The organism is Paraburkholderia sp. UCT70, assembly GCF_050434085.1.
Taxonomy (GTDB): Bacteria; Pseudomonadota; Gammaproteobacteria; order Burkholderiales; family Burkholderiaceae; genus Paraburkholderia; species Paraburkholderia tuberum.
On the sequence record NZ_JBNPVZ010000002.1, the window covers coordinates 2,765,541 to 2,786,667 of the forward strand.

Annotated in this window: 18 protein-coding genes and 2 pseudogenes; 9 read left to right on the plus strand and 11 right to left on the minus strand. The window is 61.4% G+C overall.

Features of this window, described 5'->3' with window-relative positions:
* Nucleotides 1-3: 3 nt before the first annotated feature.
* Entirely contained in the window at nucleotides 4-429 is a 426-nt protein-coding gene (gene tssE, locus OKW41_RS15010; protein ID WP_184010942.1) for a type VI secretion system baseplate subunit TssE, read from the plus strand.
* Between the two features lie 763 nt (nucleotides 430-1,192).
* Here tssE and OKW41_RS15015 read toward each other — a convergent pair.
* The gene (locus OKW41_RS15015) at nucleotides 1,193-1,489 is read right to left on the minus strand and encodes a hypothetical protein (protein WP_429573014.1); all 297 of its coding nucleotides are present in this window, start codon (nucleotides 1,487-1,489) and stop codon (nucleotides 1,193-1,195) included.
* A 711-nt stretch (nucleotides 1,490-2,200) separates the two neighbouring features.
* Nucleotides 2,201-2,470, minus strand: coding sequence for a hypothetical protein (locus tag OKW41_RS15020; protein WP_429573015.1), 270 nt, complete (start codon nucleotides 2,468-2,470; stop codon nucleotides 2,201-2,203).
* On the opposite strand from OKW41_RS15020, the gene OKW41_RS15025 reads away from it, so the two are divergent.
* From OKW41_RS15025 to OKW41_RS15035, 3 genes are all read left to right on the plus strand, one after another.
* Entirely contained in the window at nucleotides 2,448-3,554 is a 1,107-nt protein-coding gene (locus OKW41_RS15025) for a cation:proton antiporter (RefSeq protein ID WP_429573016.1), read from the plus strand. The genes OKW41_RS15020 and OKW41_RS15025 overlap by 23 nt on opposite strands.
* A gap of 412 nt (nucleotides 3,555-3,966) precedes the next feature.
* Complete coding sequence (locus OKW41_RS15030) at nucleotides 3,967-4,245, plus strand: DUF1488 family protein (RefSeq protein WP_429443941.1); 279 nt, start codon at nucleotides 3,967-3,969, stop codon at nucleotides 4,243-4,245.
* A gap of 17 nt (nucleotides 4,246-4,262) precedes the next feature.
* A complete protein-coding gene (locus OKW41_RS15035) occupies nucleotides 4,263-5,054 on the plus strand; it encodes a phosphate/phosphite/phosphonate ABC transporter substrate-binding protein (protein WP_429573017.1) in 792 nt (263 codons plus the stop codon).
* A 33-nt stretch (nucleotides 5,055-5,087) separates the two neighbouring features.
* Here OKW41_RS15035 and OKW41_RS15040 read toward each other — a convergent pair whose 3' ends face one another.
* The 4 genes from OKW41_RS15040 to OKW41_RS15055 are packed head-to-tail and all read right to left on the minus strand — an operon-like array spanning nucleotide 5,088 to nucleotide 10,886.
* Nucleotides 5,088-7,157 carry an acetyl/propionyl/methylcrotonyl-CoA carboxylase subunit alpha gene (locus tag OKW41_RS15040; RefSeq protein WP_429573018.1) on the minus strand — a complete coding sequence of 690 codons (2,070 nt, stop codon included), beginning with the start codon at nucleotides 7,155-7,157 and terminating at the stop codon, nucleotides 5,088-5,090.
* 52 nt (nucleotides 7,158-7,209) lie between these two features.
* Complete coding sequence (locus OKW41_RS15045) at nucleotides 7,210-7,995, minus strand: enoyl-CoA hydratase/isomerase family protein (RefSeq protein ID WP_429573019.1); 786 nt, start codon at nucleotides 7,993-7,995, stop codon at nucleotides 7,210-7,212.
* 49 nt (nucleotides 7,996-8,044) lie between these two features.
* Nucleotides 8,045-9,652 (minus strand): carboxyl transferase domain-containing protein, encoded by a 1,608-nt coding sequence (locus OKW41_RS15050; RefSeq protein WP_429573020.1) that lies wholly within the window; start codon nucleotides 9,650-9,652, stop codon nucleotides 8,045-8,047.
* Between the two features lie 52 nt (nucleotides 9,653-9,704).
* Entirely contained in the window at nucleotides 9,705-10,886 is a 1,182-nt protein-coding gene (locus OKW41_RS15055) for an isovaleryl-CoA dehydrogenase (protein WP_429573021.1), read from the minus strand.
* 247 nt (nucleotides 10,887-11,133) lie between these two features.
* Here OKW41_RS15055 and OKW41_RS15060 point away from each other — a divergent pair, with 247 nt between their 5' ends.
* From OKW41_RS15060 to OKW41_RS15070, 3 genes and pseudogenes are all read left to right on the plus strand, one after another.
* Nucleotides 11,134-11,871 carry a TetR/AcrR family transcriptional regulator gene (locus OKW41_RS15060; protein ID WP_429573022.1) on the plus strand — a complete coding sequence of 246 codons (738 nt, stop codon included), beginning with the start codon at nucleotides 11,134-11,136 and terminating at the stop codon, nucleotides 11,869-11,871.
* Between the two features lie 39 nt (nucleotides 11,872-11,910).
* A pseudogene (locus OKW41_RS15065) lies at nucleotides 11,911-12,183 on the plus strand (DUF72 domain-containing protein); the annotation flags it as partial.
* A gap of 191 nt (nucleotides 12,184-12,374) precedes the next feature.
* Complete coding sequence (locus OKW41_RS15070) at nucleotides 12,375-13,613, plus strand: tyrosine-type recombinase/integrase (RefSeq protein WP_429573023.1); 1,239 nt, start codon at nucleotides 12,375-12,377, stop codon at nucleotides 13,611-13,613.
* Between the two features lie 1,088 nt (nucleotides 13,614-14,701).
* On the opposite strand, the gene OKW41_RS15075 is transcribed toward OKW41_RS15070, so the two are convergent.
* The 5 genes and pseudogenes from OKW41_RS15075 to OKW41_RS15095 form a co-directional block, all read right to left on the minus strand.
* On the minus strand, nucleotides 14,702-15,730 hold the full coding sequence (locus tag OKW41_RS15075) for a phytanoyl-CoA dioxygenase family protein (RefSeq protein WP_429573024.1): 1,029 nt from the start codon (nucleotides 15,728-15,730) through the stop codon (nucleotides 14,702-14,704).
* A gap of 1,355 nt (nucleotides 15,731-17,085) precedes the next feature.
* Nucleotides 17,086-18,060, minus strand: coding sequence for an NAD-dependent epimerase/dehydratase family protein (locus tag OKW41_RS15080; RefSeq protein ID WP_429573025.1), 975 nt, complete (start codon nucleotides 18,058-18,060; stop codon nucleotides 17,086-17,088).
* On the minus strand, nucleotides 18,002-18,562 hold the full coding sequence (locus OKW41_RS15085; protein ID WP_429573447.1) for a hypothetical protein: 561 nt from the start codon (nucleotides 18,560-18,562) through the stop codon (nucleotides 18,002-18,004). The genes OKW41_RS15080 and OKW41_RS15085 overlap by 59 nt, the downstream gene beginning before the upstream one ends.
* A 133-nt stretch (nucleotides 18,563-18,695) precedes the next feature.
* A pseudogene (locus OKW41_RS15090) lies at nucleotides 18,696-18,902 on the minus strand (PDDEXK nuclease domain-containing protein); the annotation flags it as partial.
* A gap of 326 nt (nucleotides 18,903-19,228) precedes the next feature.
* Nucleotides 19,229-19,429: a DUF2905 domain-containing protein gene (locus tag OKW41_RS15095; RefSeq protein WP_429573026.1), complete on the minus strand. Its 201-nt coding sequence runs from the start codon at nucleotides 19,427-19,429 to the stop codon at nucleotides 19,229-19,231.
* Between the two features lie 412 nt (nucleotides 19,430-19,841).
* Here OKW41_RS15095 and pepE point away from each other — a divergent pair, with 412 nt between their 5' ends.
* Together pepE and OKW41_RS15105 are read left to right on the plus strand one after the other, a co-directional pair.
* On the plus strand, nucleotides 19,842-20,597 hold the full coding sequence (pepE, locus tag OKW41_RS15100; protein WP_429443952.1) for a dipeptidase PepE: 756 nt from the start codon (nucleotides 19,842-19,844) through the stop codon (nucleotides 20,595-20,597).
* A gap of 39 nt (nucleotides 20,598-20,636) precedes the next feature.
* Complete coding sequence (locus OKW41_RS15105) at nucleotides 20,637-21,119, plus strand: porin (RefSeq protein WP_429573027.1); 483 nt, start codon at nucleotides 20,637-20,639, stop codon at nucleotides 21,117-21,119.
* Nucleotides 21,120-21,127: the final 8 nt, after the last annotated feature.

The window sequence follows — 21,127 nt, forward strand, 5'->3', positions numbered from 1 at the left end:
TCGATGCCGGCGGGACCGTCTCTCTACGATATGCTGCTCGGCCAGATCGGCGGCGAGCCGCTCGACGCATACGACGACCGCACGCTCGAATGCCTGAGCGTGCAGCAGAACGTGCAGCGCATTCTGAACACGCGCGCGGGCGCATTGAAGCACCTGCCCGATTACGGTCTGCCGGACATGACGAACATCTACAAGGCATTGCCGTCGTCGGCGCACGCGCTGAAGCAGCAGATGGAAGCGACGCTGCTGAAATATGAACCTCGTATTCGCGCGATCGACATCGACATCCTCGAGGACGACGACCCCGGCGTGCTGGTCAGCTTCGAAATGACATGTCATTTGAAGAAGGCCGGGCTCGTGCGCTTCGGCACGTATTTCGAGCCGCCGGGGCGGCTGCATATACGACGCCGGATGCAGGGGCGTGGGTAATCAGCGTTATCCGCAGGCTGGTCGAATCCGACGCTACGATTCAGATCTATTCGGGAATTCGCCGGTCGATGCGACTGCGACATTTGTTCACAGTTGCTCGGCGGGTAACTCGCTATAGTGGGCAAGGTCGATCACGGGTCCGATCGACCTTCCCAGACAGGCATTGAGTCTGTCCTTCGGCAGCCTCGATCACGCCTCGTGTTCGAGGCTTTTTTCCTTGCTGCCCCGTTAGCAAGCGATCACGTCGCCAGTGTGCCGTCCGCCGCATTCATGCGCGCGGGCCGTTCGTGAGGATCGGGACTATCGGTCTGAGTCGTCCCCACGACGGAGACAATAACTGCAAACAGAAAGGAGTTTCGAATAAGCATTATTTGTTCCGCTTGCTTTTTCACCCGCATTTCACACAGCCGGCATAAATCGCGAGCTAAACATGCACTTTTCATTGTGTCGCTTGCGCATAAAAAATAAAAAGTGAACCCCGAATCACATTTTCGAGATGCTCGTTCGACTATAACGATTAAGCAAAATCCCGCACAGGGGAGCGGGATTAAAACAACAGGACGCTGAGGAGACGAGCACGCCCTGCCTGGGACCCACACGCACCGCAGGGATACGCGTGGTTATTTCGACGCTCGCCACGACCGACAACCGTAGTCGACGGTCAATGATCGCGAGTGCTTTGAAATGCCGGGACCGCTTGGGCACCCCTGTGCGCGCTCACGCCTGCCGCGTGGCACCACGGCGCCGAGCGCCCATGTGGAACTCAGGCCGCCTTGCGCGCGAACCCGTCGCCCATCACACTCACCACGTCGTCGACGACCCGAGTGGCGGCCGCGAATCCAGCCGCCAGCGCTTCCCGCAGATCGGTCGACGAACGACCGGGCACCGAAGCTACCCGGAAAGCGGTCGACCACTCGCCGCCGATCAGCCGCGTCTTCAACGTGACGCTCGCCACGTACGCGCGCCGCGCCGTGGCACTGCCGACACGGGTGGACATATCGGTCGCGCGCAACGCGTTGACCACGATGTCGAATCCCCGATAACGATAGGTTTGCTCCATGCTCTTCTCCGTCTTCACCCATTGCTACACAACAGCATTTCGCCATGTATCGATGCTGCATCATTCTCGACTTGAGTTTGTCAAAAATTGTCATATCTTGGGCGATTCCCGGTTAGGGCTTTCCCTGCTCTCGACCTGCCAATTCCGGCGTCAATCATGCTTAATGACGAGCAGAACAGTTTTACTGTGAGATTAGATATATGCTTTACAGATTTTGGAACAATGAATCACCGGGCTCCATGCAATGTGAAGTCATCGGACCGGCAAATTCGGATTACAAATTCATACCGTTTATTCAGATTCGATCGAATAACCTTGACGAATCAAGCCCCGCGAACCATCTCGAAATAAAAAGCTATATCCTAAAATAAAGACCGGAACTCGTCCGGCGCTTCTGTAGTCCGAACACTGCGATTGCCCATCGTGGCGCCCGTCTGGCGAGCCTGGCTCCGCCCGGTTCGCCGTCATCCGCTCGTGGTCCAATAAACAGCACGCTGCGTCTGACCGCATCGTCCGTTGCGTTTGAATAAAGCGTCCGTCCCGGTACGTCGCTCGATCGCCAGCGGCAAAGATCGTGTCATTACAGACCGCAGATCGCTTATCGGATTGAATGAGCCTGAATAAGGAATTGCTGGTGAAACATCTCGCAGGTTCAATATCGCAATTGTGTCGGCATGCTCTGCCTGCCTGTTTTATGCCTTGTCGCGCGTGTTACCTCGGTGCCACCGTGATCACGCGTTTGCGCCGCCGCCAAGCGGGAGAGCGTGCACGATGAGCGTCTTCCAGATTGCCGGTGTGCTGTTCGCCATCGTCGCGCTGTTCGGCGTCCTCAATTATCGATTCATCAGGTTGCCCGACACGCTCGGCATCACCGCGGTCGGGCTCGTCGTCTGCGTCGGCATTTCTGCGCTCGGGTTCTACTATCCGGCGATGGCGATCGCCCGCGCGCAAGATCGTCGTGCAGATCGATTTTGCCGACATCGTGTTTCACGGCCTGCTCAGTCTGCTGCTGTTCGCCGGCGCGCTGCACGTCGATCTGTCGAAGATGCGCACGCAGCGGCGCGCGGTGCTGATGCTCGCGACGATCGGCGTATTGATTTCGATCGCGGTGGTCGGCCTCGGCTTTTACTACGCGGCGCAATGGCTCGGCCAGCCGGTGAGCCTGCCGTGGTGTCTCGTGTTCGGCGCACTGATCTCGCCGACCGATCCGATCGCGGTACTCAGCGTGCTCAAGCGCGCGGCGGCGCCCGAAAGCCTCGAAACCAAGATTACCGGCGAATCGCTGTTCAACGACGGCACGGCCGTCGTCGCATTCGTCACGCTAGTCGGACTCGCGACCGGCGCGAACGAGTTTTCCGCGGGCGCGATCGCATTCGATCTGCTGCGCGAAGTCGCCGGAGCGCTCGTGCTCGGCGCGGCGCTCGGCTTCGGCGCGTCGCTGCTGCTGCGAGGTATCGACAGCTATCCAGTCGAAATCCTGATCACACTCGCACTCGCGACCGGCGGCTATAGTCTCGCCGAAGCGCTGCACGTGTCAGCGCCTCTCGCGGTCGTGATCATGGGGCTCGTGATCGGCAATCACGGCGCGTCGACGTCGATGTCGGAGAAGACGCGCGAGCATCTGTTCAACTTCTGGGACCTGCTCGACGAGTTGCTCAATCTCGTGCTGTTCGGGCTGATCGGACTCGAAATCATTGCGCTGTCGCTGCGCGTCGAGATCGTTTGGCTCGGGCTCGCGGCGATTCCTGTCGTGCTGTTCGCGCGCGGCGTCAGCGTCGCGATTCCGCTGCTCGCGCTGCAGAACTTCCGGCGGCTCAGTCCGCATTCGGCTGTCGTGCTGACGTGGGGCGGACTGCGCGGCGGCATCTCGATTGCGCTCGCGCTGTCGCTGCCGGAGTTTCACGGACGCGAAATGTTCATCGGCGTCACGTATCTCGTCGTGGTATTCAGCCTGCTGATTCAGGCGACGACATTGGGCCCGCTGATCCGTCGGCTCAATATTCCGGGCGCTCACGCAACCCGGCCAGCCCCGCCGGACGCATCGCCTGCACAAAACGCGCGCTAATCGTAAAGTGGATACCTACGCCGATCTGCACCGCGAGGTTGGTGAGAAAATCCAAACACAGTCCGAGACCGGCGCGAGCGGCTCTCGCGTCGATTTCGACACTGGATTGGAGCGTCCGATTTAAGCGTTTCCTGAGCAGTGCCCGCCGCGATTCTGACCCGAGGCGGCCCACCAGCAGGCGAGACCGATGGCGAGTCGAACCGCCGCCGTCTCCCTCCGGCCACGGTTCACGCCGCGGCCCTGGCTCGGACTTGAACGAGTCCGCCGCCAGTTTCTGGCTTACTTTCCGCCAGTTTCCGGACCGTCGCGCCTGCTGCGGCGCCGGGCATTTGGCCGTCAATGCCGGTTCTCCCACATACCTGGCAGGCGCGGTTTGTCATCCTGTCGATTCAGGCGTCCGAAGGAGTTCGCCATGTCGGTCTATGTCGATGAAGGGTTCCGGCCCTGTGTGACGGAATGCGAGACGGTCGCGTTCCGCGTGTGCTGCGACGATCGTGCGCAGATTTTTGAAGTTAGCGCCGACGCGCTGGTCGAGTTCTGTGGCGCCGTGAGCCGCCGCAAGCAGGACCTGTTGGTCGCGTTCGAGGATGCGCAGGACGAGATCCTCTCCGTAGCCGCACAGAGATGGCAGTTCACGCCGAGCGAGCCGGTGCGGCTCGGTCTCGACGAATTCAAATTGGTCAGACATTAGGCGCGAGAGACGCCTTCATGAGCTGGATCGCCGCCCTGCCGATGTACAACGTGACACCCGCGCTCGACCTCGAATGGCGCGAGTGGCTCGACGACGTGCTGCGCCGGGTCAAGCCCGCGTGCCGCATCGTCGAACCGGACGAGGAACTGCACGGCTTCTGGCGGCGCCCGAATCTGCTGATTTCCCAGACCTGCGGTTATCCGCTGATGCAGGGGCTGCACGCGCAGGTGCAATTGGTCGCGACACCCTGTTTCGATGCGCCCGGCTGCGACGGCGCGCATTACTCGAGCGTACTGGTCACGCGCGCCGACGCGAGCTTCGACTCACTCGCCTCGTGCCGCGGCGCACGCGCCGCCTACAACCAGGACGATTCGAACAGCGGCATGAACGCATTTCGTCACGCGGTCGCGCCGCTCGCGCGCGCCGGCATGTTCTTCGGCGCGGTGCTGCGCACGGGCTCGCATGTCGGCTCGCTGCGCGCGGTCGCGGACAATCGCGCGGACGTCACCGCGATCGACTGCGTGACCTTCGCCTTCGTTTGCGACGTGCTGCCGGAACTCGCGGGGCGCGTGCGCGCGATCGGCATGACCGCCGCCTCGCCGGGCTTGCCGCTGATCGCCGCGGCCAATGTGCCGCCGGCCACGATCGCCGCGTTGCGCGACGCGTTGAATGAGGCGCTGAGCGTCCGCCCCGAGCGCGCAAAACGCCTGCGTTTAAGGGGTTTTTCGACGTTGCCGCTGACCGACTACGCGCGCATCGGCGAGTTGGAAAGCGAAGCGCGCGCCGCGGGCTACGCGCGGCTCGCTTGATTCACCTACTCGCTCATCTGCCACTCGACGCGCTTATTCACCCGCCTGCTGCACCTCCAGCACCAGCAGTTGCGCGCCGTCGGCGACCTGATCACCGACCGCATACAGCACCTCGGCGACCGTGCCCGCCGCCGGGGCGCCGATCGTATGCTCCATCTTCATCGCTTCCATCACGATCAGCGGCGCGCCCTTCTCGACCACCTCGCCTGGTTCGACCAGCACCGCGATCACTTTGCCCGGCATCGGCGCGGTCAGACGGCCTTCGCCGTGCTCGGCATCCGCGGCATGCGCGAGCAGGTTCTGCCATTCGAATGCGAGCGTCTCGCCATGGCAGAACACGTGGAACCTGTCGCCGTCGACGAATACACGCCCCGTCACGCGCGCATCGCCGATCGTCGCGCGGAATTCATGGGCGCCCGCGGCGACCGACCATGTGAAGTCCTCGCGCAAGCCGTCGTGTTCGAGTGTTTGCACGAGCGCTTGCGTGTCCCCGTTGCGCGCGAAAACGACCCTGAACGCGTCGGGGCTGTCGTCGTTGGCGCCGTCGTCGATCACGCGCCAGCCGAGCGTTTGCGTGTAGCCGCTATTGAGCCGCCAGTGCGACAACGCGTCCCACGGCGACGCGCCGTGCGCGGTGCCGCCCTCGCGCGTCAACAACGCGGCGCACGCGAGCGCGAGTGCTTCCTTGAACGGCTTCTGTGCCGGCGCGAACAGCACGTCGTGATGACGCTCGATCAAACCGGTGTCGAGCTCGCCGCTCGCGAACGGCTCGCTCGCGACGATGCGCCGCAGAAACTCGACGTTCGTGTGCGGCCCGACCACCTCGCAGGCATGCAGCGCACGCGCGAGGCGCGCCAATGCCTCCTCGCGCGTCGCGCCGTGCACGATCAGCTTGGCGATCATCGGATCGTAGAACGGCGTGATCGTGTCACCCTCGCGCACGCCGCTGTCGATACGCACCGGCGCCTTGCGGCCCGGCTCGCCGAGCCCGGCCGCGTCGATCGCGAAGTCGACGCCTTCGGGCATGCGCAGATGCTTGAGCGTACCGGTGGACGGCAGGAAGCCGCGCGCCGGATGCTCTGCGTAGATGCGCGCCTCGATCGCGTGGCCGTCGAGCTTCAACTGCTGCTGGGTGAGCGGCAAACTCTCGCCCGCGGCAACGCGCAATTGCCATTCGACGAGGTCCTGCCCCGTCACCATCTCGGTGACGGGATGCTCGACCTGCAGCCGCGTGTTCATCTCCATGAAATAGAACTCGCCGGTCGGCGTCATGATGAACTCGACCGTACCCGCGCCAACGTAGTTGACCGCGCGCGCGGCGGCCACGGCCGCTTCGCCCATCGCGCGCTTGACCTCGGCCGGGAGCCCCGGCGCGGGCGCTTCCTCGAGCACTTTCTGATGACGCCGCTGCACCGAACAGTCGCGGTCGAACAGATAAACGGCGCCGCCGTGCCGATCGGCGAACACCTGGACCTCGACGTGACGCGGCCGGGTCAGATACTTCTCAATCAGCACGCGATCGTTGCCGAAGCTGCTCGCCGCCTCGCGCTTGCACGACAGCAGCGCGGCCGCGAAGTCCGCACCGCGCTCGACCACGCGCATGCCCTTGCCGCCGCCGCCCGCGCTCGCTTTCAGCAGCACCGGATAGCCGATCGTGTCCGCTTCGCGCTGCAACAGCTGCGGCTCCTGGTCGTCGCCGTGATAGCCGGGCACGAGCGGCACCGCGGCCGCGTGCATCAGCGCTTTCGCGGCGGCCTTCGAGCCCATCGCGGCAATCGCTTCGACCGGCGGTCCGATAAAGACGATGCCGGCCGCCTGGCACGCATGCGCGAAGTCTTCGTTTTCCGAAAGAAAGCCGTAGCCCGGATGCACGGCCTGCGCGCCGGTCGCGCGCGCGGCTTCGATGGTCCGCTCGATGCGCAGATAGCTTTGCGCCGCCGTCGAACCGCCGATATGCACCGCTTCGTCGCAGGCGGCGACGTGTTTCGCGTTGGCGTCGGCGTCCGAATAGACGGCCACGCTCGCGATGCCGAGCCGCTTGCAGGTCGCCGCGACGCGGCACGCAATTTCACCCCGGTTGGCGATCAGGATCTTGTTGAACATGAGTGTCTCGATGAAATGGGCGGTACGGGGCGATGGTTGTTAGCGGAGCATGTCAGTTGCGCCAGCCCGGCGTGCGCTTTTCGAGGAACGACGCCACGCCTTCGCGGCCCTCTGCGCCGGCCCGCGTTTTCGCAATCCGCACGGCGGTGTCTTCGATCAGCGCGTCGCTCAACTCGCGGCCCGCGATGTCCTGCACGAGCCGCTTGCAGGCGCGCACCGCTTGCGGGCCGTTCGCGCACAGCGTCTGCGCGAGCTGCGCGACCGTTGCATCGAGCTGCTCGGCGCTCACCGCTTCGCTGACGAATCCCAGCCGCAACGCGGTCGCGCAGTCGAACACCTCGGCGGTGAGGAAGTAGCGCCGCGACGCCTGCTCGCCGAGCGCACGAATCACGTATGGCGCGATCGTCGCGGGAATCAGCCCGAGCCGCGCCTCGGACAGGCAGAAGTGTGCGCTTTCGACCGCGACGACGATATCGCACGCGGCAATCAGGCCCATGCCGCCCGCGTATGCGTCGCCGCTCACGCGCGCGATCACCGGCTTGTTGCAGCGATACACCACCGACAGCATGACGGCGAGCCGCATCGCATCGGCGCGGTTCTCGTCGTCCGAGTAGCCGGCCATTTTCTTCATCCAGTTCAGGTCGGCGCCCGCGCAGAACGCCTTGCCGTTCGCGGCGAGCACGACCGCGCGCACGTCGTCGCGCGTGTCGAGCGCGGTGAATGCGGCAGTCAGCTCGGCGATCATCGTTTCGTTGAACGCGTTGCGCACGTCCGGACGATTGAGCGCGACCGTCGCGGTCTGGCCGGCAATCTCGACCGTCAGGGTTTCGTATTGCATGCGTAGCACTCCTTTGCCTTGCGTCGTCGCATCGCGGTGACGCGGGCCATCACATTCTGAACACGCCGAAACGCGTGTCTTCGATCGGCGCGTTCATCGCCGCCGACAAACCCAGCCCAAGCACGTCGCGAGTTTGCGCGGGGTCGATCACGCCGTCGTCCCACAACCGCGCGCTCGCGTAGTACGGATGGCCCTGATGCTCGTATTGCTCGCGGATTGGCTGCTTGAACGCCTCTTCTTCCTCTGCGCTCCAGTTGCCGCCCTTCGCTTCGATGCCGTCGCGCTTGACGGTGGCGAGCACCGACGCGGCCTGCTCGCCGCCCATCACCGAGATGCGCGCGTTCGGCCACATCCACAGGAAGCGCGGCGAATACGCGCGGCCGCACATGCCATAGTTGCCCGCGCCGAACGAGCCGCCGATGATCACCGTGAACTTCGGCACCTTCGCGGTCGCGACCGCGGTGACCATCTTCGCGCCGTTCCTCGCTATGCCTTCGTTTTCATACTTGCGGCCGACCATGAAGCCGGTGATGTTCTGCAGAAACACGAGCGGGATCTTGCGCTGGCAGCACAGCTCGATGAAGTGCGTACCCTTCAGCGCCGACTCCGAAAACAGAATGCCGTTGTTCGCGACGATGCCGACCGGGTGCCCCCAGAGATGCGCGAAGCCGGTGACGAGCGTGGTGCCGTAGCGCGCCTTGAATTCGTCGAACGCGGAATCGTCGACGATACGCGCGATCACCTCGCGGATATCGAACGGCTTGCGCGTGTCGACCGGAATCACGCCGTAGATGCTCCGGGTGTCGTAGCGCGGCGGCTTCGGCTCCTGCAATACGAGCGGCGCCGGCTTCACGCGGTTCAGATGGCCGACGATGCTGCGCGCGATCCCGAGCGCATGCGCATCGTTCTGCGCAAGATGATCGACGACGCCCGACAGACGCGTATGCACGTCGCCGCCGCCGAGATCTTCGGCGCTGACCACTTCGCCGGTCGCGGCTTTGACGAGCGGTGGGCCGCCGAGAAAAATCGTCCCCTGGTTCTTGACGATGATCGACTCGTCGCTCATCGCCGGCACATACGCGCCGCCCGCGGTGCACGAGCCCATCACGACCGCGATCTGCGGAATACCCGCGGCCGACAGATTCGCCTGGTTGTAGAAGATGCGGCCGAAGTGATCGCGATCGGGAAATACGTCGTCCTGATTCGGCAGATTCGCGCCACCCGAGTCGACGAGGTACACGCACGGCAAGCGGTTTTCGCCGGCGATTTCCTGCGCGCGCACGTGCTTCTTCACGGTGACCGGATAGTAGGTGCCGCCCTTCACGGTCGCGTCGTTGCAGACGATCACGCACTCCTGTCCCGCGATGCGGCCGATGCCGGTGATCACGCCGGCGCCCGGCGCGTCGTCGTTGTACATACCGTACGCGGCGAGTTGCGACAGTTCGAGAAACGGCGTGCCCGGATCGAGCAGTTGCGCGATCCGCTCGCGCGGCAGCAGCTTGCCGCGGCTCGTATGCTTGTCGCGCGCGGCCTGGCCGCCGCCCTGCGCGAGTTGCTCGATCTTCGCGCGCAGATCGGCGACGAGCGCTTCGAGCGCCGCCGCGTTCGCGCGAAAGTCGTCCGAGCGTGGGTTCAGTTTCGATTCGATGATCGGCATGACGTCGCTTCTCCAAAGTGCGGCGTATTGAGGGGGTTCACGCGCGCTTGCATCACAGCGTTTCGGCAAACAGCTCCCGGCCGATCAGCATGCGACGAATCTCGCTCGTGCCCGCGCCAATTTCATAGAGCTTCGCATCGCGCCACAGACGACCGACCGGATACTCGTTGATATAGCCATTGCCGCCGAGAATCTGGATCGCCTCGCCAGCCATCCAGGTCGCCTTTTCGGCCGTGTACAGAATCACGCCCGCGCAGTCCTTGCGGACCCGGCGCACATGGTCGTTGCCGAGCGTGTCGAGTTGGCGGCCCACCGCGTACAGATACGCGCGGCATGCCTGCAGTGTCGTGTACAGATCGGCGACTTTGCCCTGGATCAGCTGGAATTCGCCGATCGACTGGCCGAACTGCTTGCGGTCGTGGATATACGGCACGACCGCGTCCATCACCGCGACCATGATGCCGGTCGGGCCGCCCGCGAGCACCGCGCGTTCGTAGTCGAGACCGCTCATCAGCACTTTGACGCCGCCGTTCAATGCCCCAAGGATGTTTTCCTCCGGCACTTCGACGTCCTGGAACACCAGCTCGCCGGTGTGTGAGCCGCGCATGCCGAGCTTGTCGAGCTTCTGCGCGACCGAGAAACCCTTCATGCCCTTCTCGACGATGAACGCGGTAATGCCGCGCGAATTCGCTTCGGGATCGGTCTTTGCATAGACGACCAGGGTGTCGCAGTCGGGGCCGTTGGTGATCCACATCTTGGTGCCGTTCAGCACGTAACGATCGCCCTTCTTCTGGGCGCGCAGCTTCATGCTGACCACGTCCGAGCCCGCGTTCGGCTCGCTCATCGCGAGCGCGCCGACGTGCTCGCCCGACACGAGCTTCGGCAGATACCTGCGCTTCTGCGCGTCGGTGCCGTTGCGATGAATCTGGTTCACGCACAGGTTCGAATGCGCGCCGTACGACAGGCCAACCGATGCCGACGCACGCGAAATTTCCTCCATCGCGACCATGTGCGCGGTATAGCCCATGTTCGCGCCGCCGTACTCTTCGGAAACCGTCATGCCGAGCACGCCGAGGTCGCCGAACTTGCGCCACAGGTCCATCGGGAACTGATCGGTGCGATCGATTTCCCCGGCGCGCGGCGCGATTTCTTTGGCGGCGAACGACGCGATGCTGTCGCGCAGCATTTCGATCTCTTCGCCGAGCGGGAACTGCAAACCGGGCAGATTGGGCATTGCGGTGTCTCCTGAGTTCGTGGGCGGCCGCTGGTGGAACGCGAAGCGGCACGCGAAAGCATGTCAACGCGCATTTCACGCCAGATTGACGTAAGCGTCAATAGGTATTTTTGAGTGTTACTCAGAAATTTACAAACGCGCATCAGCCGGCCGATTCGGTGCTACGATCGCGTTCATCGGGCACAGACGCAGCGTTCAAACGCCAGCTCGAGCCCCAATCCGCATCAAAAATCTGAATTTTACTCATATGACGGTTGCCGAGAAGGCCGGATTACCTGTCTCGCGTCGCCAGCCGGCCGGGCGCAAGTCGCAGCAGCGCGTGAAGGAGATTCTTCAGGCGGGGCGCGACGTGTTCTCCGAAAAGGGCTACGAACGCGCGACGACCGCGGAAATCGCGCAGCGCCTGGGCGTTTCCGAGGCGACGGTGTTCAGCTACTTTCGCGGCAAGCGCGAGTTGTGCGCTCGTGTCATCGGCGATTGGTACGACGAGATCATCGACGCGATCGAAGCGGGCCTGCCGCGCGACGGCAACGTGCGTCAGCAGTTCGCGTTCATCGTGCGCATGCATCTGCGGCTGATGCTCGTGAATGGCACCGATCTGTGCGCGCTCGTGCTGTCCGAAGGCCGCACGCGGCATCACGAACTGAGCGAGGCGCTGACCGAACTGCAGCGCCGCTACACCGCGCCGTTGATGCGCGTGCTCGCGCAAGGCCAGCGAAGCGGCGAGATTCGCTCCGACATGCCGCTGCGCCTGTTGCGCTCGATGGTGTTCGGCCCGATGGAGCACGTGCTGTGGGACGCGACGCTGACGAACCGGCAGATTGATATCGACGCCACCGCCGATCAGCTGATCGACGTGCTGTGGGTCGCGCTGACGCCGCCCGACCTCGCGCTCGGCGCGTTGCAGCGCTTTCGCGTGGAAGTGGCCGCAGCGAGCCGTCGTTTCGACGAAGCCAGCGCCGCGCGCCGCGAGAAAAGCGGCTAATCTACGAGCTTTCCCGCCGCAGCCCGAAGGAGAGCCCAAGTGCCCGCAGCGACAAGCGCGAAGGAAAGCAACAAGCGAAGCGAGAAGTCTGGCGAAGAACGCGGCGACAAACCGAAAGCCGCAAAGAAAGCGCCAACGAAAAAATCAACCGAAACGTCGTCCAGTTCCACGTCCGCCGCACGCATTCGCATCGGCATCGGCGGCTGGACCTATGCGCCGTGGCGCGGGCCGTTTTATCCGGAAGACCTGACGCAAAGCCGCGAACTCGAATATGCGAGCCGGCGTCTGACGTCGATCGAAATCAACGGCACTAGTATGGATTGTTTTCCGGCAGCATCCGCCACCGTCCGGTCAGTCATTTTTTTCTAATATATTCAATTAGCTACCTTCCTATAGCATCCATTTTTGGCCGATAACATCCACTTTGAAACGGGTAGCTAGTTGGGTGGCTTGGAACACGTGTGGGTAGCTATAATGGGCAAGTCCACCAGAGGAGATACGACATGCCCAAACAGCTTCACGTTCTGGACGATATCCAACTCCGCGCCTGGATATGCAGAGGTGAGCCGGTTGCCAAATCGGACGGTGACGGCCTCACGTTTACGCTGTCCAAGACCGGGACCGCGAGTTGGATTCTTCGCTACCGCCTCGGCGGCAACACCCGGCGCGAGTTGACGCTTGGCAACTACCCGGACATGTCCCTCGCCGCGGCACGCAAGCTCGCCCGGCAGCACCGGGTCAAGATCGATGGCGGCGGCGACCCGGCGCGCGAGAAGCGCATCAAGATGGCGCGAGCTGCCGCGGACTGGACCGTCAATGTGCTGATCGACGACTATCAAGAAAAGATCATGCCCTCGCTGGCCGAGGGGAGCGCCGGCGCTCGCAAGCGACACTTCAAGAAGAGGATCCGCCCCACCCTTGGCCCCCTGTCCGTGTCCGTCGTGACTGCTGCGGATATCGTGCTCATGATCGAACGTGTCAGCAGTTGGTCGATGGCAGAACAGATCCTGTGCTCGGTGTCGCGCCTCTTTCATCACGCGGTCGGCCGACGCCTCATCAACGCGAACCCCTGTGCTGGCATTTCGCTAGAGGCCATCAAGGGAGCCAAGCCTCCTCCGAGAAAACGCGTGATGCTAACAGCTGAGGAACTGCACAACATCCTGTCTAAGATAGACCATGCAGCGGGTCGAAGGTACGGTTTGATGTTTCGCTGCCTGCTCGGGACGTGCGTCCGGACCGCCGAGTTGGTTAAGTCGAAAAAGGACGACTTTGACCTCGACAAAGGGACGTGGTGGGTCGTACCGGAAAACGTCAAGACGCGCCACGGAATGCTGATCCCTCTCAGTCCGGCCCTGACCGAATGGGTTCAAGAGTTGATGGAGATGTCAGGGGACTCGGAATACCTGCTGCCAGGGATGTACACGCGCGAGGGGAGTCATATGGGCGTGACCACCCTGTGGGACGTCTTGTCGGGGCTTCAAGACGATCACGTGTTCAACACGCGCTACTTCACGCCACACGACACCCGCAGCACCGCGAAAGGTCACATGCGCAACCTCGGAGTGTCAAACGAGATTAGCGAACTGGCATTGAACCATAAACGCCGGGGCATCGAAGGAATCTACGACGTGCGCGTAGACGTTCCGGAACTGCGCGTCGCGCTGCAGTTGTGGTCCGACTATCTAGTGCGTTGCGAGCGAGGCATAACGAACGTCGTGCCGATCACTTCGGCGCGAGCGTGAAATGCTTGCTGGGTCTGGAAAAGCAAAGGAACGCAAGCATCGGTCATCTGATGCTCACATTCTTGGCATGCCCCACTCGATCGTCAATCAGACGGTTGAACCCTTGTCGAGACGGCTTTCTCGCCCGGCTATTTAGCGCCGATACCGCCAGCGATACCGAAATTTCCTCCCAGCACTTGACAGCCTTCATCGGGCCGCACTGGCAGATCAACGCCGCCAGATTTACAAAAACGTCAAGGTGGGTCGTCTCAAAATGTCCCGCAGAGAGATACCGTCAAGTCATACTCTTTTCAAAGCGGTCGACCGAACCTCGCCGATCATTCAAAGATCGAACAGCGCTTCCCGTAAGCAAAAGCACGCTCACTGCCGCTCCAACAACCGTTAAGCACCTGACACTTGGACGAAACAGAGGAATACCAATCTATCAGGGGCTAGCGCTCCTCTCCTCCCACCGAAATCAACGCTGCCGCAATGACGGCTTCCGAGATACAACAGGCATACGCCGCACGACGCCGAATGCCCCGAACTCGGCCATTGCAGACATTGGCACGGCTGGTGTTCTACGTCGGCAATGTGGCGGACCGCTGACGGTGACGTCATCGAGCAACCCTACGGCAGCTTTCCGCATCAGCGAACTCACACTCTCGACCCTCAACCGCCGTTGGGGTCGCACCGCGGCCATCGGCGGCTCTTGAGGTGCAACGGCCGCCGACGAATCGAAACAATAGGCGCGTAGTCGGCCCGTGCCGTACGCGGTCCACCGCGTACCCTCAGTGCGCACGCGATGTTCAACTACATCCTGAAGGTGCCGTCTCCCGTTGCCAGTGGAATGAACTGCACATCGCGAAGGACCACTGCAGACGCTTGGAGACCCACTGCGCACGCATCTATCGCGCCCTCCGGCGCTGGCAGCGCCGACGGCTGTTTCGACGCTCTTTTCGACGCCCTTTTCGAAGGCTCGGTGCTCAGGCTACATCAGGACGCGCGCCTGAACGCCCGTGTCATCCGTGGCAATGGACAACAAGCTTGGTCAAGAAGGACTCCCTAAGGCAGTATAAAAGAGAGCACGCAAACCGCCTCGCAACCGATTACCTTTTGATGAGCCGCCTGACAGCGGGTCGGACAGACTGCGGGAGTCTGGAAAAAGCCCCGCGGGAGAGGCGATACAAAACATACCTCGTCATCACGCGGATCATCTTCTTGTCGAGGGTCAAGGAGTTCAGCGTGGTTTTTGGAAAGACCTCATAGTCGGACGCTTTCCCAAAGCCCAAAAACATCGAGATCTGGTCATTCAACCGGGTCATGAATTCAGTGTTGACGATAATCGGCTCGGACCTTTCGATTTCGCTGTCTACCTGGAAGAAGACGCTTTTCCTGACGAAAGTCTTGTTGTTCACGGGTCTCGCTCTGTGTATGCCGTATGTGTTGTAGATCAGCAAGGAGCCACTTGGCATCTTGAAGCTTCTGATCGCGGACTCGTAGTTCGCTTCGATGAACTCGTCGGTATAGTTGCTATATGCCTTTTCGCCCGACCAAAGGTGAGAGCCTTCGATATATTGAAATTCGCCATCCTCGACGTCCGACACATAAAAAATAAAGATGATTCCCGGAATATGAGCGAATGCCTTGTCCGTCTTGTTGTCGGTGTGCCACTGCATATGATGTCCACCATATGTTTCATAGTAACGCAGCGCTTTCAACCGGAATTCATTGCCCAGATATCGCTCGCAGATTTTGAACACGAACGACGAGGTGGCAAAGTTGTAGAAGGTCTTCGAAACTGCGAGAAGATTGGTCAGGTAGTACTGTTTCTCGGAGTAGACGCCGCTGATGGAGTTTTCATTCAGCCCAATTCTCGATTGCGTCGCGTCGCGCTCGATGGTTTTCAGCGTGTCTTGCGATATCGCCGAGGGGAAGGCGTAATATCCTTTTTCATTTAGATCGCTGACGATCTGATCGATGTCGACAGAGAGAAACTCACTGCAAAATAATGCTGCTTCATTTTGTTTGCCACCGGCCCGGGCACCCCGGGCACGACATGAGCTCGCCGGTGTCTCGTCGACGCTGATTTCAAGGCTGCAGCCCGAATCGTCAATATTGAGTGGCACGCTTGCCATTGCTTTCTCCCATGGTTTATTCGGCTTCTCACTGTGCCCGTTTATGGATGCTAGTTGCAGGGACGTCGTCGAAATCGCCGAGTCGGAAGGCGACAAGATTTTGGCCGGTCTGCCCTAGTTAGCGAACAGATCACGAGCCGTGATCTCTGATCGCCTCCCGTTTGCGCACCGAGAACCGCGCCTGGCGCCGCGAAGCCGAACACCGGAGCTGCGGCATCTGAAGAGGCGCCGGAGCGCGCAATCGCATCCCCCAGGCTTGCTGAATGGCAGTTTGGGGTCGAGTTTAAGCATTCAGCGAGGCCACGGTAGCAGCCGTTCGAAGTCGTCGCGCGGTGAATGGCCGTTTGCTGAGCGGAGCCGACTCTCGAATGTCCCAGCTATGGTGCGGACCAATGGCGCTTCATGGCCGATCTTAGCCTTACGGCAGGCAGCTTGCTTTCGTGCTGACTACACATGAGGCGTCTCTTGGGTGTTCATTAGCGCATTAGGTCGGTCGCAAGGCGCCCCGACTACGGCGACGGAACGCCATCAAGTGAATTGGGCGAAAAAGACGCCTCTTTTCCATGAATTAGACAACGTGCGGATCTGGGAAGCTGAAAAAGACTTGAAAAAAATCACTGCGTATTATCCTCCCTAGCCCAACGAAATTGCTCTACGAATTCAAAGAACGACGCATCTATGAAACGTACGTTTATATTCCTAACGGTTGTAGCCGCAATGTCGGGGTGCGCTACCGTGCACGAGAGTTATTCCTCTGACGGCCGGAAGGCCTACACCCTTAACTGCAGTGGGCTCGCGCGGGGCTGGGATAAATGCTTTCAGTCGGCCGGCGATCTCTGCAAGTCGTCCGGCTATGATGTCCTCGACCGAAGCGATGAAAACGCGTCAATGGTCAGCGGCGGATTCTCTGGAGGTTCGGGGGGGTTCTCTGGGGCACACACCCATGAGCGCTCCATGGTCGTAGCCTGCAAAAAGCCTGCAGCGTAGCTCATTCTGTTTGTCGCAAACCTTTCCGCCGGGTTCGACGCCCCGCTTGTCCTTGAAGGGCGAAGCGCGATAGGTCTGGCGGCGGCGTAGCGACGCGAAGATGCCCCGCCCCCACCGGTTACGCACGATGTCGGTGTTATTGTCATCGCCGCATTTGGTAAAGGATACGCCATCACCGTGTCGCTCGGCGATGCCGACAGTCAGAGAGCCGTTGAGTGAGCCAGCTTGCTCGACGATGAGGCGAAGATTGCCACAAGCCGTCCCGCGAGCGTCCCTTGTCGTTGATCGAGCCGACGTCGGAATGTCCCTGTCGAGGAACGCCGCAATGACAGCTTCTGGCCGATCGCTGCCCCACGAGACGATTGCAATCAGCGCCCGACCAAGCCTTCTTTCCTCATCCAGGCAACTGTATCTGCAAGCAGGCTGTCCAACGGCGTTTCAACATAGTTCAGCTCACGCATGGCCTTCGTCGAATCGACGCGGAGTGTTCCGCAGACCAGCGTCGCACTTTCGGGCGTCACGTCAGGCTCCTTTCGAGTGAGCCACGACGATGCTTCGGCGAGGTGAGCGAATGCCATCAATGCCCACGCCGGCGTGGCATCGCCAGGTGTGCGCTTGCACAATGCAGCGCCCACGCGGTGCACGAGGTCGACGTAGCTTGCATGCTCGCCACCGACCAAATAACTTTCGCCAAACCGCCGCCGTTGCCAAGCACACAGCTGAGCCCTGGCGATCTCTCGTACATCGGCAAAAGAACCACTGCCCGGTGGTATGCCCGGTAGCTCCTCGCGGTCCACCATCAAGATGAGACGGGCCCAGTTGTGACGGTCGCCCGGACCCAGGATGTGGGAGGGGTTAAAGACAATCCACGGCACGCTGGAGCGCCGCACGGCCTGTTCGCCGAGGAACTTGGTGCGCTCGTAATTGATCCAGCTCTCGGCCCCTCGCTGCGGCACTGATTCATTGAGCGTTTCGCGCGCGAGGTGCGAGTACGCCGAGACCGAAGACGTGTGCACAAAGGCCTGCACACCGGCCGCCTCGGCCGCTCTCAGCAGGTTTTCGGTCCCCTGCACATTGGTGGCCGTCTGCGTCGCTGCCCTCGTCTTCCACATGCTGGTATCCGCCGCTGCATGAAACACCGCCTCGCAACCGGCCAGCACGACATTCAGGGATGCGGGATCCGCTAACTCGGCGCGAATTGGCACACCGCCTTGCTCGGCGATGATCGCGTCGGAATCAATTCGACGGGAAAGCGCCCGCACCTCGTGGCCCGCAGCAAGCAGTTCACGCAACAAATGCCCACCTAGAAAACCGCTTGCGCCAGTCAGAAGGACAGCGGCCATGTTCGCACCTGCTTAGTAGATCAACCAGAGGCACCCGGTCGATCTGGCACACCGGGAAAGGCCTTACGACCGCACCGCACCCAACGTCAATTCCCACACTATTGAACCGCGATCCTGCGTGACGCGAGACCTTCGTGACTTGCTCGCGGGCAGGGGCGAGACTGCCGACAGTTTTGCATGCAGCCAGTCGGCTGTTTCCTCGTCGTAGACCTGTTCGCCGCCCACGTACACCGTAAGCGACTTCAGGTACTTCGCCTTTTTCTTGGGGGTTGCCGATCGTATCCTTCGTCCATTGATACAGCGGATACTGGTCCCGACCCGCATGCTCCGCCTCCTCGACGTAATCGGCGAATACGTCGAACTGGCACTTCAACGAGGCGTTGCGCTGACGCAAGACGGCATCGAGCAAATCGCACCCCTCTTGCAGCCCACGCGCCCGCAACGAATCGGCCAATTCGGGCACGACGGTGATCTGGATTTGGAATTGTCCCTTGTCCTCCATGTATTCCTCCTGCGGTCGCTGACCATGAGACCAGAGCTTGAGATCGATGATGACGAGGCATCCCAAGCGCCGGTAAAAAAAACAACAGGTCGACGCGAAACCAGCTGTCACCGATTCGCAGGCGTCGCTGGCGGCCCATACTACCGAGCTCGAGCAGGAAGTCCTCAAGCCGGTGGATTAGTGCTTCCTCGAGCCGCGTCTCCGAATATTCGTCTTTCAGGTCGAGGCGTTCGAGGAGTTCGAGGACGTACGGATCCTTGATCGCTTCTTCGGGCGTGACTGCATCGCCGTGCTGCGCGATGCTACCTCTCTCCAGCATCGCGCGCTTGTTTTGGGACATCAGCGTGCGAGTGTGGAACCTTGGCTGCCAATCTGCCAGTCTGCCAGTCCAGCTAACCCACGCTCCAACCGCCACGCAACGCCTCGGCTTCGTAAAAGCGACGCTCTTAAGGCGAACGCGTACGCCGCATCAGGTGGACATAGTGCGTCCAGGAAAGCGGAAAGGTCTCAGCCAGTTGCTGGAGCGAAAAAATCCGAATCGGTGATCCGGAATTTGCCGTCGGCGCTGGCGTCGCAGATTTCCGAACAACTGAGCGCGCGACCCACTTTCCGACCGCTTCGCGCCTACACAATCGGCGTCATTGTGTGCGCCGACGCGCACCGCTCTCAACGCCGCAAGAACCACAACAGTGCGGATATCACGACCGAAATCACGATGCACGTGATGATCGGGAAGTGGAAGTTGAATCCGTCGCGGACGATATGAACGTCGCCAGGCAGCCGGCCGAACGGGATGCGCGCGAGCCAGTGCCATCCGAGGCCGGCAAGAATGCACAGTATGCCAACGACGATCAGGAAACGGCTCATGGGGCGCAGTCACTCACGGTAGCGGATGGGGCCATCATAGGCCCACGCATGCGGACCTGCCAGAGCTGCTGGCCGCGGGCGCGCCCTTTGCGCCCCCCAGCTTGGCCTTCATCAAGCGCGCAGCGGAGGGAGCCGGCCAAACAATGCAAGGTCGTCGTTGAGGGAGCGAGATCTGGCCAACGGCGCACGCGCCGACCGATGTCTGTTCACGGGCGACACGGCGGGCTCTTCACGACCCTGAGCCGCCTCTCAGAACGCCGCCGCGAGCGTCCCATGATGGACGAAGACCGGACTTTGCTTTCTCGGAATGATTGCACTGCGCCAATGACCAAGGATGCGCAAGCAACCAGAAACGGCCGCGCTGATTCGCGCAGCCATCACGCACTGACCGGCTATAGCCGACGAGGCAATCATGACACAACGCATTTTGCTGATGAGTAGCTCGCGCAAGGACAACCTTGGCTACCTTGAACACGCTCCCGAACAGATTCACGCGGTCCTGCGCCGCGAGAAACGCAAGATCGTCTTCGTTCCCTACGCGGGCGTGACGTTCAGCTTCGATACCTACGAAGGGATCGTCAAGCCTGTTTTCGAAAAGCTCGGCTACGAACTCGAAGCGATCCACCGCAGTCCGGATCCACGCAAGGCTGTGGAGCAGGCCGACGCGATTGCCGTCGGTGGTGGAAATACGTTTGCGCTGCTTAAACGTATGTACGACGCTGACATCGTCGACGTCATCAGGGAAAAGGTGAAATCGGGCACGCCGTATATCGGATGGAGCGCGGGAAGCAACGTAGCTTGCCCGACTATCCGTACCGCGAATGACATGCCCATCGTCCAGCCACCTACGCTGCGCGCGCTCGGACTTGTGCCTTTCCAGATCAATCCGCACTTCATCAGCGGCAAGCCGGTGGGACACAACGGCGAGAGCCGGGAAGAGCGTCTCGCTGAATTCCTCGAGATCAATGTGCCCGAGCAGGTTTTGGCACTTCCCGAAGGATCTGCGTTGCTCTCTGATGGGGTGACCGGCACTGTGCTCGGAGAGCGTGGCGCACTTCACTTCGTCGACTCGACGACGACCGTCAACATCGCATCAAACGAGTCCTTCCCCCTCGCGCGGATCAAGGGACCGGTTGTTGCCGATGGCTGGCCGGACTTCAAGAAGTAAGGATGTTCAAAAGACAGGTAATCAGGGAGAACACTACAAATGATGAAGCAATGCACCGCCATCTCGCTGACCATGGGCGCCAGTGTGCACGCGCATTCCGCTGTGACGCTGTATGGGGTAATTGATGAGGCGGTGAGCTATCAGACGCACACTAATCCGGCCGGTGATTCCACCTGGTCGCTCCAGCAGGGCAATGAGGGCTTTCTGGCAGGCAGCCGGTTTGGCCTTTTGGGCAACGAGGATCTCGGGGGTGGCTGGAAAGCGGGATTCAGGCTCGAAAACGGCTTCCTGGCGAAAAGCGGCAAGCTTGACCAGCAGGCACAGCTCTTCGGCCGCCAGGCGTACGTGAAGCTCGGCCACGATCGATACGGCGAACTCGCGCTCGGCCGCCAGTACACGACCGCAAACACGATCCTGTACTACGTGGACCCCTTGGGCGTCGGCGCTGCGCCGACTAACTCATGGCAGGTATATCTCACGGGTCAGCGCTCTTGCCTCTGGGCAGATGATATGAGGAAATAGTGGTCGCT